Source organism: Sphingomonas sp. 66-10 (genome assembly GCF_001897045.1).
Taxonomy (GTDB): domain Bacteria; phylum Pseudomonadota; class Alphaproteobacteria; order Sphingomonadales; family Sphingomonadaceae; genus Sphingomonas; species Sphingomonas lycopersici.
In genome coordinates this window covers 1-12,449 of the sequence record NZ_MKRR01000032.1, presented here as the reverse complement: position 1 = coordinate 12,449, position 12,449 = coordinate 1, and the positions used below count along the sequence as shown (strand labels likewise).

Sequence of the window (12,449 nt, the reverse complement as noted above, 5' to 3'; positions counted from 1 at the left end):
GCTACCGATCACCCCGCGAGTACATCACCCAAACCCGCGAGGCCTCGTCAGGCAATTAGGGGGCAACGACAGGCACCACCACCGGCCCCTGAACCTTGTAGGTAGCGCTCGAGTCGATGAAGGTCGCGTTGCCGAGCACGCCGAAATTGCCGAGGATGCCGCTGGCGAACACCTTGAACGGCAATTGCAGCGCGATTTCCACGCCCTTCAGCGTCGCGCCCGAGCCGTTGACGTTGGTGGTGATCGTATAGATCTGGTTCGGATCGAAATTGATATAGGCGGGCGAGCTGGGCAGCAGCGCCTCCTTGGGCAGCCCGGTCGACGCATAGGTCGCCGAATAGGCCTGGGAGACCGGGAAGCTCTCGATCTTCTTGACGAAGCCCGCGACCGAGAAGATCGCCCCCGGCGCGAAATACCATTCGGCGCCGAGATCGAAATTGGTCGCGCGATACGGCTGGAGATCGGGGTTGCCGTAGCTGATCTTGTAGTTGAAGCCGTCGACCGACCCGCCCGGAGTGAGATTGCCCAGCGTCGGGCGCGTCATCACCTTGGCGATCGCGGCGCGGATGATGACGCTTTTGACCGGATAGAGCGCGAGGTTGAACGACGGCAGCCAATCGTCATAGCTGCGCGCGATCGTCCGCGAGATCGGTCCGAGGATGCCGGTCGAACGCTGTCCGGTATGCGCGTAACGGATACCCGCATTGCCCGCATAATCGAGGCCGAGGATCGTTCCCTTCACATCGACCTGCATATAGCCGCCCGAGGTGGTTTCCTGCACCGAGCGGATATTGCCGACGTCGGGGGTCAGCGCGCGCGAATAGAGCTTGGTATAGTCCGCGGCATTGGCGAGGTTCGCGACCAGCCATTGCGTCGTGGTGCCCGCCGGCTGCCCGGCATTGCCCAAAGTGAACAGCTGGGTCAGATTGCCGTCGACCGGGAAACCATAGACCGCATTCGGCCCGAGCGTGCCGTTGGGCGAGCAGGTGATCGTGCCGAGCACCAGATCCTTGCCGCCGTTGCCGCACACCGCGGTATCGCGGGTGTAACCGGTCGTGTCGAAATTGAACCGGCGCCACATCCCGCCGAGCTTGAGCTGGAACCCCTCAGTCACATCCCATTCGGTGCGCAACTGGACGGTCTTGAAGCGGTTGACCACATCCGACGGCCGGTCACGGATTTCAGCGAGCTGGAAATTCGCGGGATCGGTAACGCTGGTGCCGAAGGCCAGTTTCGGCGCCTTCATGTTGCTGTAATCGTAGGAGTAACCGTTCGCATCCCGATCATCGAGCACGATCGTCGTCTCGACCGGAATATTGGCATCCGATTTCGAAATCCCGCCGAGCAACGTGAAGCGGAAATTGTCCGTCACGTCCTGATCCCAGGTGCCGCCGACCTGATAGAATTCGGTCGACGATTTACGCAGATAATGTTCTGTCCGCACATAGGCATTATTGAGCGTCGCCGAGACCATATTGTTGTTGGCGTCATACACCGGGTTGACGACGTCGATCGACCGCTCGTTGGAGCGGAGCAGCACCTCGCCCCAGGATTCCTCGCGGGTCTCCTTGAACTTCGAATAAAGCGCGTCGATCGAGATCTTGGTCCGGTCGGTCGGCGCGAACTGCACCGATCCGGTGATGCCCAATCGGTCGCGGTCGTGCCGCACGAGCCCGTAGCGCGGGATGCGCGGGTGGAAGCCGAGCGAGGCCTGATTGCACGCCGCATTATTGTTATAGACCCCGCCCGAATAAAGCTTGGGCGCAGGATTGGTGGCGCTGACGCTATAGCAGGCGTTGCCGTTGACGCTGTTGAACGGCGTCTGCACCCAGCGCACCGAATTGTTGCCCAGCTCAAAATTGTCGGTGGTCTGATACGCCGCCGACAGCGAGACGCCGAACGTCCCCGCCTCGTTGCGATAGCTCACCAGCCCGGCGAGGCGCGGCCCCCAATTCTTGCTGAGATCGTTATAGCTCGCCACCGCCGAGCCCACCACCGTCACCCCGGGCTTCTTGGCCGCAAGCGGATTGCCGGTGTTGAGATCGACCACTGCGCCGAGCGAGCCTTCGTCGAGCGAGGCTTCCGCGGTCTTGTGGACCACGATCGAATTGAACAGCTCCGACGCGAAGACGTTGAAATCGAATGCGCGATCGCGGTTCGACGAGGCGCCGTCGGTTGCCGTCGCAACGGTTTCCAGCCCGTTGACGCGGACGCGGGTGAATTGCGCGCCGAGCCCGCGCACGGTGATCGCCCGCCCCTCGCCCGCGTCGCGCTGGATCGAGATGCCGGGGATGCGCTGGAGCGATTCAGCGAGATTCTGGTCGGGGAATTTGGCGATATCCTCCGCGACGATCGCATCGACCGCCGAAATCGTGTCGCGCTTCACGTTGAGCGCCGCCTCGAGCGACTGGCGGAAGCCGGTGACGACGATATCGCCGGCGGCAGCGGGACTGGCGGGGCTCTCGGGCGGCGGCGCGGCGGGCGCCGCCCCCTGCTCCTGCGCCAGCGCACTTGCCGGCATGAGCAGGGCGAGCGCCAGCGCGGTGGCCGAAATGCCCTGCATCCCGCGGATACGTGCCGACGCTTTCGTCATATTCCCTCTCTCTCCCCGCGCCATGCGCGTCCCTGACACCGGTTTCGCACGCTGATGCGATTCCGGCGCTGAAAACCGACTGTCGGGGAGGGACAGAGTGCCCTTTCGAGGCGCTTCCGGGTGATCCTCCCCGCTTTCCGGCGACTCTATGGCCGCCTTAGAGTTGCTATTTGACCGGCATGGTAACCGGTGTCAACAGCAAATAGCGAAGCGCGATCGGCACGAAATCATGTTCCCGGCTGGATATAGGGAATGCGGGCGAACAGCTCGCGCTGCCAGCCGCGCGGATCGTCTTCGACCCGCGATCGCGCGTCGAAGATCATCGTTGCGCGCCGCGTCAGATCGTAACGCGGCCACGGCGTCAGCCCCGACCGGTTGGGATCGCCGCCGGCGGCGAAGGCGGTGAAGCGATCCTGCATCGCGCGGCTCGCCGCCTGTGCGTCCGCGCCGGTTCCGGTCTGCGATCCCGTCGCGCCCAAGGTGCCGAACACCAGCGGAATATCCATCGTGTGAAAGGCGCCGCGGCGCGGATCGCTGCGCGAGGCGAAATCGACCTGATAGACCCAGGCCGGCACCCCGGCGGCGGCGCGCGCCTCCGCCTCGATCACCTGCCCGCGCCAGCTGCGCGCGGCCGTCGTCGCGCCGTAGAAGACGTCGCTCGGCGACCAGGACGGGTAATGCGCGCGATATTGCGCGACGACCCATTCGGGCAGGGCATCGATCCGCATCTCGGGCGCGATCCGCGCAGCGAGATTGTCCCAGTCGAGATCGCGCATCTTCGCAGAATCCGACGGAATGAACGCACGGGTTTCGTCGCGGACATTGCCCAGCATCATCGGGATGCCGTTCCCCAGCGGGTTGGCGTCGGGCCAGAACGGGTGGCGGGTCAGCCAGCGCATATCGAGCACCGGCCCGAAATAGACCCCGCCCGGCATGATCGGATCCCGCGCGTCGAGCGCGGCGACCAGTCGCTCGACCGGCATCGCGCGCAGCGGCGAAAGGTCTCCCTCCCCCAACCCCAATTTCGCCAGATAGGCGCGCGCGCGTTCGGTGGCGTGGAGCGGGCCCGAGGCGGTGACCTGCTGCCCGCTCATCGTCGTGGCGCGGTGGAACAGCCCCTTGGCGGCGTCCATCCCCATCAGGGTGGCGATCTTCGCCCCGCCGCCCGACTGGCCGAACAGCATCACCCGCCCCGGATCGCCGCCGAACGCCGCGATATTGTCGCGCACCCACTGCAGGGCGAGGACAAGATCGAGCTGCCCGGCATTGCCGCTATCGGCGAAGCGCGGGTCGAGCCGCGAGAGATAGAGATAGCCGAGCGCGTTGAGCCGGTGGTTGACGGTGACCACCACCGCCTCGCCGCGCGCAGCGAGCGCCTGCCCGTCGTTGAGCGGATCGGTGACGCTGCCGTTGGAATAGGCGCCGCCGTGGACATAGAGCATCACCGGCCGCCGCGCACGCGGGTCGGTCTCCGGGGTCCAGATGTTGAGGAACAGGCAATCCTCATCCTGCGGCCCATAAGGTCCCTGTTGCGGGCAGACCGCGCCGAAGCGGTCCGCAACGATCGTGCGACCCGGCTCGGCGACCCCGACCGGCGCGCGAAACCGCTCGGCGCGGCCGTAGCGGATGCCGCGAAACGCCCGCACCCCGTTCTCGCGCGTGCCGAGGAAGCTGCCGGCGGCGGTCCGCACCGGCGCGTCGCCCATCGCCCCCCGCGCCACGCCGGGGAGGGTCAGCAGCGCCGCCCCTGCCCCGATCGCGCCGCGCCGGGTCCAGCCGTCACCGCCGGACATCGCGCCCGCCGTCGAGGAAAGCGTCGATGTCGGCCTGACGGAACAGCGCGGCATCGCCGGGGATCGAGTGTTTGAGCGCGGCAAGCGCAAGCCCGCCATGCGCCGCGGCGGCGATATCCTGTCCGCTTTCGAACGCGTGGAGCACCCCGGCGGCAAAGGCGTCGCCGCCGCCGACGCGATCGACGATCCCGGCGAGTTCGATCTCCTCGGTCTGCGCCGCGCCGTCGCGGGTATCGATCCGCGCCGACAGCCGGTGGAGATCGACATGCGCGACCGCGCGCGCGGTCGAGGCGATCGTCTTGAGCTTGGGGAAGGCGTCGAACGCCGCTTCGGCCGCCTCGCGACGACGCCCCTCCCCCGCAAAGTCGTCGCGCCCGAGCAGCAGGGCGATATCGCGGTGGTTGCCGAACATCAGATCGGCGTGGGCGACGATCCCCGACAGGATCGCGCGCGGGTCGCCGTCCCACCGCCCCCATAATTTGCCGCGCCAATTGCCGTCGAACGATATCGCGATGTCGCGCGCCGCCGCCGCCTCGACCGCGGCGAGCGCGCTGCGCGCCGGCACCGGCCCCAGCGCCGGGGTGATCCCCGAAAGATGCAGCCGCGTCACCCCGTCGAGCAGCCGATCCCAGTCCCAGCTCTCCGCCGGTGCCTCGGCGAAGGCCGAACCGGCGCGGTCGTAGACCACCTCGGTCGCGCGCAGCCCGGCGCCGTTGGTGACGAAATACAGCCCCATCCGTTCGCCGCCGGTGGCGATATGGCGCACGTCGACCCCGGCGCCGCGCAATCTGGCGATCGCTGCGCGGCCGAGATCATTGTCGGGCACCCGGCTGGCGAAACCGACCTGATGCCCGAGCAGGGCGAGCTGGGTCGCGACATTGGCCTCGGCGCCCGCCACCCACACGTCGAAGCGCGGGGTCTGGAGCAGCAATTCGCGCCCCGGCGGCGACAGCCGCAGCATGATCTCCCCGAAGGCGAGAATGCGTGGGGCGGTCATCGCGCCAGCCACCCGCCGTCGACCGCCAGGATATGCCCCTGGACATAGGCCGCGGCATCCGAGGCGAGGAACACCGCCGCCCCGCCGAGATCGGCCGCATCGCCCCAGCGCCCCGCCGGGATGCGGTCGAGGATCGCCTTGTTGCGCCCCTCGTCGGCCTGCAGCGCGGCGGTATTGTTGGTCGCGATATAGCCGGGCGCGATCGCGTTGACCGTCACCCCCTTCGCCGCCCATTCGTTGGCGAGCAATTTGGTCAGCCCGCCGACCCCGGATTTGGACGCGGTATAGCTCGGCACACGAATCCCTCCCTGAAAGGTGAGCATCGAGGCGATGTTGATGATCCGGCCATAGCCCGCCGCGATCATATGCCGCCCCGCCGCCTGGCTGAGAAAGAACACCGATTTGAGGTTGGTATCGACCACCGCATCCCAATCCGCCTCGGTAAAGTCCACCGCATCGGCGCGGCGGATGATCCCGGCATTGTTGACCAGAATATGCAAGCCGCCGAGCCGCGCCACCGTCTCGTCCACCACGCGCTGCACCGGCTCGATCGTCGACAGATCGGCGGCGACGACCTCGGCGCGCCGGCCAAGGTCGCGGATCTTGCCCACGGTCTCCTCGGCCGGGGTGCGCCCGACGCAGGCAACGTCCGCGCCCGCCGCGGCGAGCGCCACCGCGATCGCCTGCCCGATCCCGGTATTGGCGCCGGTGACGATCGCAACCCGCCCTGAAAGATCAAAGGGATGTGCCACAGTTTTCACGCCAGTTGGCAGATATCGAGGACATTCATGTCGGTATAATCCTGATTCTCCCCGGCCATCGCCCAGATGAAAGCATAGGATTTGGTCCCCGCCCCCATATGGATCGACCAGGGCGGGGAAATCACCGCTTCCTCATTCTGCATCACGATATGCCGCGTCGCTTCGCCCTCGCCCATGAAATGCATCACGCGATCACTGTCGAGATTGTCGAGCTCGAAGTAGAAATAGATTTCCGAACGGCGCTCGTGAACATGCGGCGGCATCGTATTCCACACGCTGCCTTGCTTGAGCACCGTCAGCCCCATGACGAGCTGCGCGCTGTCGCACACGCCGGGGATGACGAGCTGGTAGATCGTCCGCTCGTTGCTCTCGGCCAGGCTTCCGCGATCGAGCGCATTGGCGTCCGCGATGCCCAATTTGCGCGTGGTGAACGCCTTATGCGCCGGGCACGATGCGAGATAGAAGCGCGCGCCCTTGCCCGAAAACAGCACCTCCTTCGCACCCATCGTCACATAGAGGCAATCCTTGTTGCCGAGCGTGAACGCCTCGCCGTCGACGGTGACCGTTCCCTCCACCGCGCCGACATTGACGATCGCCAGCTCGCGCCGCTCGAGGAACGGATGCCCCGCCGCCGAGGCGGGCTCGGTCTGATCGGGCAGCTTGACCGGGGCATCGGCCACCGCGACGCCGCCGATCACGAAGCGATCGGCATGGGTATAATTGAGCACGCATTCGCCGGCGCGGAACAGCCCCTGGATCAGATAGCGGTCACGCAATTCCTCGTTCGACACGCATTCCATCATGTCGGGATGCGTCGCGTAATAGGTCCGGTCGTACATCGTCAAACTCCTGGGAAAATCAGTCGTCAATGCGATACGCGCGGCGCACGAGCCCGCTGGTCAGCTCCTGCGCCAGTTCGGCGGCTTCCCAATCCGCCAGCCGATGCTCGGCGACGAGCCGCGCGAGAAAGGCGCAATCCACCCGCCGCGCGACATCGTGCCGCGCCGGGATCGAGAGGAAGGCGCGGGTATCGTCGTTGAACCCGACGGTGTTGTAGAAACCGGCGGTCTCGGTGGTCATCTCGCGGAAGCGGCGCATCCCCTCGGGGCTGTCGTGGAACCACCACGCCGGGCCGAGCTTGAGGCACGGATAATGGCCCGCGAGCGGCGCAAGCTCACGCGCATAGGTGCTTTCGTCGAGCGTGAAGAGGATGATCGTCAGATCGCGTTCGTTGCCCACCACGTCGAGCAGCGGGCGCAGCGCGTGGACATAATCGGTGCGCGTCGGGATATCCGCGCCCTTGTCGCGGCCGTGGCTGGCGAACAGCCCGGCATTGTGGTTGCGACAGGATCCGGGGTGGATCTGCATCACCATCCCGTCGTCGACGCTCATCTTCGCCATTTCCGTAAGCATCTGCGCGCGGAACAGCTCGGCATCGGCCTTGCTCCACCCGCCGCCGACGACCCGCGCGAACAGCGCCTCGCATTCGCGATCCGAGAGATTGGCGGTCGCCGCGGTCGGATGGCCGTGGTCGGTCGCGGTCGCCCCGGCGGCGCGGAAATCGGCGCGGCGGCGGCGGTGCGCGGCGAGATAGCCCTTCCAGCCGTAGACATCCTCGCCGGTCAGCTCGGCGAAACGCGCCATCGCCGGCGCAAAGGCCTCATGCTCGACATCGATCACCCCGTCGGGGCGATAGGTGGTGACGACGCGCCCGTTCCACCCCGAGGCGCGGATCGCATGATGCGCGTCGAGGCTGTCGTGCGCGCCTTCGGTGGTGGCGAGGAAGTCGATACGGAAACGATCGAACAGCGCGCGCGGGCGGAAGGCGTCGTCGGCGAGCTTTTCGCCGATCGTATCGAAATAGGCATCGGCGCTGGCGGCATCGAGCGCGACCTCGAACCCGAACACCTTGGCGAACACATGATCGAGCCACAAGCGTGAAGGTGTGCCGCGAAACAGATGATAATGGCCCGCGAAGAGCCGCCACGCCGCGCGCGGATCGGTCGCCGGCACGCCGTTGCGATCGGGCACGCCAAGCGCGTCGAGCGACACACCCTGGCTGTAGAGCATGCGATAGAGATAATGATCGGGGGCGAGCAGCAGGCTCGTCGCGTCGGTCCACGGCGCGTCGTCCGCGAACCAGCGCGGATCGGTGTGGCCGTGCGGGCTGGCGATCGGCGTATCCGCGATCGTGGCGTAGAGCGCCCGCGCGATATCGCGCGTTACGGCGTCGGCCGGAAACAGCCGGTCCGGGTGCAGCGCCAGCGCTTTCACGATCGTCCTCCTCTCCACTTGCGGTTCGCACGGTAACCGGTGTCAGATCGATGTGCAACCATTGTTCCGCCGTCCTCGTTCATGTGTTCGCAGCAAAATCCATGTCCCCGCGAAGACGGGAGCGCATTAAGGTTTCGCGGGCCGAGCCCCGAGCGCACAGGCCGCGCGCATTCGGAGAAGCCCGCTACCGCGCCGGCGCCGCGACCGAGCCGCGGCGGATCAACGTCGAAAGGAACAGCGACGGCTCCTCCACCCCCACTTCCTCCTCCTCGGCGCCCGCGATCAGCTTGAGCGCCGCCGAGCGCGCCATCGAGGCGATCGGCCAGCGCACCGTGGTCAGCGGTGGCCAGACATGCGCCGCGATCGGCGTATCGTCGAACCCGATGATCGACAAGTCGCGCGGAATCTCCAGCCCGCGTTGCCGCGCGGCGTGGATCACCCCCGCCGCCATTTCGTCGTTCGAGGAGAAGATCGCGGTCGGACGCGGCACCAGATCGAGCAGCCGCTCCGCCGCGACCAGCCCCGATTCGAAGGTATAATTGCCGTCCGCGATCAGCGAGCGCGGCAAGGCGATGCCCGCCGCGCCCAGCGCATCCTCGAATCCCAGCCGGCGCTCGCGCGCCGAGCGGAAGCCGTGCGGCCCGGCGACCAGTCCGATCCGCTCATGCCCCTGTTCGACCAGATATTCGACCGCGATGCGCACCGCCTCGCGATCGTTCGAGGCGACCATATGCGCGGCATCATCGAGCTGTGCCGATCCCATGCGGACATAGCGACAGCCGATATCGTCGCACAATTTCGCCACCATATCGTTCTCGCTGACCGGCGGCATCAGCAGCACGCCGAACAGGCGCTGGCGCTCGAGGAAGTGGCGCAGATCGTCTAGCATCGTCGCCGCGCCGCGATCGACCGGGCGCACCACCATCTCGAATTCGGTGCCGTGCAGCGCCTCCAGCATCCCCTGCTGGACGTTCATCACCGTCTGCGCATTAGGATTGTCATGCACCAGCCCGATCAGGAAGTTGCGGCGCAATGCCAGCGCGCGCGCCTGCGGATTGGGGATGTAGCCGAGATCGGCGATCACCTCCTCGACCCGCTTGCGCGTCTCCCCGTTGAGCAAGGGCGAGTGATTGATCACGCGGCTCACGGTTTTCTTGGAGACGCCCGCGATACGGGCAACGTCGTTGATCGTCGGCTGGCCGGTTTTCTGCATCGCGACAGTGATAGATTGCTCCCGACTTTATCGCCAGTCTTGCAAGCATAGCGCATCCGGTTATAGCTGACACCGGTTTCCAAAACGGCTTTCGACGACATGAGAAGCGCGATCAAGGTTGCGGCATCGGATATGGTGGCGACACTGCTGCACGATGCGGTGGCAGGAGAGACGATCGAAGGCGTGGCGCTGCGCGAGGATATCGCGCGCGGGCACAAGGTCGCGCTGCGCGATATCGCCGCCGGCGAGCGGATCGTGAAATACGGCCGCGCGATCGGTCACGCGACGCAGGCAATCGCCGCGGGCGCGCATGTCCACACGCATAATTGCGCCACCGATCTCTCGGCGACGCTCGACTATCGTTACATGCCGCACGCCGCCGTGATGCCCGATACGCCGTCCGCCGGGCGTTTCGCGGGCTATCGCCGCGCCGACGGGCGGGTGGCGACCCGCAACGAAATCTGGGTATTGCCGACCGTCGGCTGCGTCGCGCGCACCGCGCAGCGGATCGCCGCCCAGGCCGCCGCACTGGTCGGCGATGCGGTCGACGGGGTTCACGCCTTCGCGCATCCGCACGGCTGCTCGCAGCTCGGCGACGATCTCGGCGGCACCCGCGCGATCCTTGCCGGGCTGGCGCAGCACCCCAATGCCGGCGGGGTGCTGATCGTCGGGTTGGGGTGCGAGGAGAATCAGATCGCCGACCTGCTCGACGCAATTCCCCCCGCGCGACGCGGCCATATCCGCACGCTTGCCGCGCAGATGAGCGAGAATGAAGTCGCCGAGGGCGTCACGCTGGTCGCCGAACTGGCGGAGGCGGCGCGCGCCACGCGCGAGGATTGCGCGCTTGCCGATCTGGTGATCGGGGTGAAATGCGGCGGGTCGGACGGATTGTCGGGGCTCACCGCCAATCCGCTGGTCGGGCACATCAGCGACCGCATCGTCGCGGCCGGCGGGCGGGTGGTGTTCACCGAAATCCCGGAGATGTTCGGCGCCGAACAGGCGCTGATGGATCGCGCGATCGATGCCGAGGTGTTCGATCGCATCGTCGCGACGGTCAACGGGTTCAAACGCTATTTCCTCGATCACGGCGCGCCGGTGTCGGAAAACCCCTCTCCCGGCAATATCGCCGGCGGGATCACCACGCTGGAGGAAAAGTCGCTCGGCGCGGTGCAGAAGGCCGGCCACGCCGCAATCGTCGACGTGATCGATTATGGCGCCGCGGTGCGCGCGCCGGGGCTGACGATGCTCGACGCGCCGGGCAATGATGCGATCTCCTCGACCGCGTTGGCGGCGGCGGGGGCGAGCGTGATCCTGTTCACCACCGGGCGCGGCACCCCACTGGGCTTTCCGGTGCCGACGCTCAAGATCGCCTCCAATAGCACACTCGCAATGCGCAAGCCCGACTGGATCGATTTCGACGCCGGCCGCGTGTTGACCGAGGGAAGCGATGCCGCCGAAGCGGCGCTATGCAATATATTGCTCGCGACGGCGTCCGGCCAGGAGACCGCGGCGGAGCGCAACGACGAGCGAGAGATCGCGATCTGGAAACGGGGGGTAACGCTGTGAGACTGTCTCGCGCAACGTTGAGCGCGATCCCCGGCGCGATCCGTGCACCGCGCCATCGCGCCGCGCCGAGCATCGGCGTGGTCCATTTCGGCCCGGGCGCATTCCATCGCGCGCATCAAGCGAGCTATATCGACGACCTGCTCGATCACGATCCGCGCTGGGGGATCGCCGGCGTGTCGCTGCGCAGCTCGGGCACGATCGAGGCATTGGCGGCGCAGGACGGGCTGTACACCGTCGCGGTGCGCGATGCTCAGCCCGCGCTGCGCATCATCGGCGCGCACCAGCGCTTCCTCGGCCCGCAGCAGGCCGCGGAGACCGCCGCGCTGCTCGCCGATCCGGGAGTGCGGCTGGTCACCGCCACCGTCACCGAAAAGGGCTATTGCCTCGCGGCCGACGGGACGCTCGATCTCGATCACCCCGATATCGCGCACGATCTTCGCGCCGCGCAGCCACGCAGCGTGATCGGCTGGATCGTCGCCGGGCTTGCCGCGCGGCGCGACGCGGGCGCCGCGCCCTTCGTGCCGATGCCGTGCGACAATCTCGCCGCCAATGGGGTGAAGCTGAAAGCCGCGCTCGTCGCCTTCGCGCGCCGGCGCGATCCCCGGCTGGCCGACTGGATCGACGGAGAAGTCGCCGTCCCCTCGACGATGGTCGATTCGATCACCCCGGCGAGCGACCCGCAATTGCTCGCCGATGTCGCCGAGACTCTGGGACTGACCGACATGGCGCCGGTCCAGCGCGAATTCTTCGTGCAATGGGTGATCGAGGATATCGGCGATCCTGCGCTCGCCGCCTTGGGGCAGGTAGGCGCGATCCTGACCGATGATGTCGCGGCTTATGAGCGCGCCAAGCTGCGCATCCTCAACGGCGCGCATTCGACCCTCGCCTATCTCGGGCTGTTGCGCGGCCATGCGACGGTGTTCGAAGCGATAAGCGATCCCGCGCTGAACACGTTCGTCGAACGGATGATCGCCGAGGATATCGTGCCGACGATCGATCCGGTGCCGGGGATGGACCTGCCCGGCTATGCCGCGAGCGTGCTGACGCGCTTCCGCAACCCGGTGATCGCGCACCGGCTGGAGCAGATCGCGCAGGACGGGTCGCAGAAAATCCCCTATCGGCTCGGCGATACGCTGGCCGAGGCGCTGCGCCGGGGGCGCAAGCCGCGGCATGTCGTCCGCGCGATCGCCGGCTGGCTGGCGTTCGTGATCGAGCGCATCCGTGATGACACCGGGATCATCGATCCTGCCGC

The 12,449-nt window shown here is 66.9% G+C and carries 9 protein-coding genes; 2 read left to right on the top strand and 7 right to left on the bottom strand.

Translation table 11 applies throughout. The features are described 5' to 3' along the window. Positions 1-55: 55 nt before the first annotated feature. The 7 genes from BGN95_RS04110 to BGN95_RS04080 form a co-directional block, all read right to left on the bottom strand. Entirely contained in the window at positions 56-2,593 is a 2,538-nt protein-coding gene (locus tag BGN95_RS04110) for a TonB-dependent receptor (RefSeq protein ID WP_502688247.1), read from the bottom strand. A 227-nt stretch (positions 2,594-2,820) separates the two neighbouring features. Further along, on the bottom strand, positions 2,821-4,386 hold the full coding sequence (locus tag BGN95_RS04105; protein ID WP_286771697.1) for a carboxylesterase/lipase family protein: 1,566 nt from the start codon (positions 4,384-4,386) through the stop codon (positions 2,821-2,823). Next, complete coding sequence (locus BGN95_RS04100) at positions 4,373-5,383, bottom strand: sugar kinase (protein WP_286771696.1); 1,011 nt, start codon at positions 5,381-5,383, stop codon at positions 4,373-4,375. The genes BGN95_RS04105 and BGN95_RS04100 overlap by 14 nt, the downstream gene beginning before the upstream one ends. After that, positions 5,380-6,135 carry a 2-dehydro-3-deoxy-D-gluconate 5-dehydrogenase KduD gene (kduD, locus tag BGN95_RS04095; RefSeq protein WP_286771695.1) on the bottom strand — a complete coding sequence of 252 codons (756 nt, stop codon included), beginning with the start codon at positions 6,133-6,135 and terminating at the stop codon, positions 5,380-5,382. Before kduD ends, BGN95_RS04100 begins: the two co-directional genes overlap by 4 nt. A gap of 5 nt (positions 6,136-6,140) precedes the next feature. Continuing rightward, positions 6,141-6,983: a 5-dehydro-4-deoxy-D-glucuronate isomerase gene (kduI, locus tag BGN95_RS04090; RefSeq protein ID WP_286771694.1), complete on the bottom strand. Its 843-nt coding sequence runs from the start codon at positions 6,981-6,983 to the stop codon at positions 6,141-6,143. A 19-nt stretch (positions 6,984-7,002) separates the two neighbouring features. Further along, complete coding sequence (gene uxaC / locus BGN95_RS04085; protein WP_286771698.1) at positions 7,003-8,421, bottom strand: glucuronate isomerase; 1,419 nt, start codon at positions 8,419-8,421, stop codon at positions 7,003-7,005. Positions 8,422-8,602: 181 nt separating this feature from the next. After that, positions 8,603-9,631 (bottom strand): LacI family DNA-binding transcriptional regulator, encoded by a 1,029-nt coding sequence (locus tag BGN95_RS04080; RefSeq protein WP_286771693.1) that lies wholly within the window; start codon positions 9,629-9,631, stop codon positions 8,603-8,605. Positions 9,632-9,730: 99 nt separating this feature from the next. Between BGN95_RS04080 and BGN95_RS04075 the strand changes: the two genes are divergently transcribed. Both BGN95_RS04075 and BGN95_RS04070 read left to right on the top strand, forming a co-directional pair. Continuing rightward, a complete protein-coding gene (locus BGN95_RS04075; protein ID WP_286771692.1) occupies positions 9,731-11,197 on the top strand; it encodes a UxaA family hydrolase in 1,467 nt (488 codons plus the stop codon). Next, positions 11,194-12,449 (top strand): mannitol dehydrogenase family protein (locus BGN95_RS04070; protein WP_286771691.1); only part of this gene is annotated, 1,256 nt, incomplete at its 3' end. The genes BGN95_RS04075 and BGN95_RS04070, both read left to right, overlap by 4 nt.

Excerpts from the sequence above, each read along its gene's own strand:
- BGN95_RS04075 (WP_286771692.1), top strand. The coding sequence starts at position 9,731 with ATGAGAAGCGCGATCAAGGTTGCGGCATCGGATATGGTGGCGACACTG.
- kduI (WP_286771694.1), bottom strand. The coding sequence starts at position 6,983 with ATGTACGACCGGACCTATTACGCGACGCATCCCGACATGATGGAATGC.
- BGN95_RS04110 (WP_502688247.1), bottom strand. The coding sequence starts at position 2,593 with ATGACGAAAGCGTCGGCACGTATCCGCGGGATGCAGGGCATTTCGGCC.
- BGN95_RS04080 (WP_286771693.1), bottom strand. The coding sequence starts at position 9,631 with ATGCAGAAAACCGGCCAGCCGACGATCAACGACGTTGCCCGTATCGCG.
- BGN95_RS04105 (WP_286771697.1), bottom strand. The coding sequence starts at position 4,386 with ATGTCCGGCGGTGACGGCTGGACCCGGCGCGGCGCGATCGGGGCAGGG.
- BGN95_RS04100 (WP_286771696.1), bottom strand. The coding sequence starts at position 5,383 with ATGACCGCCCCACGCATTCTCGCCTTCGGGGAGATCATGCTGCGGCTG.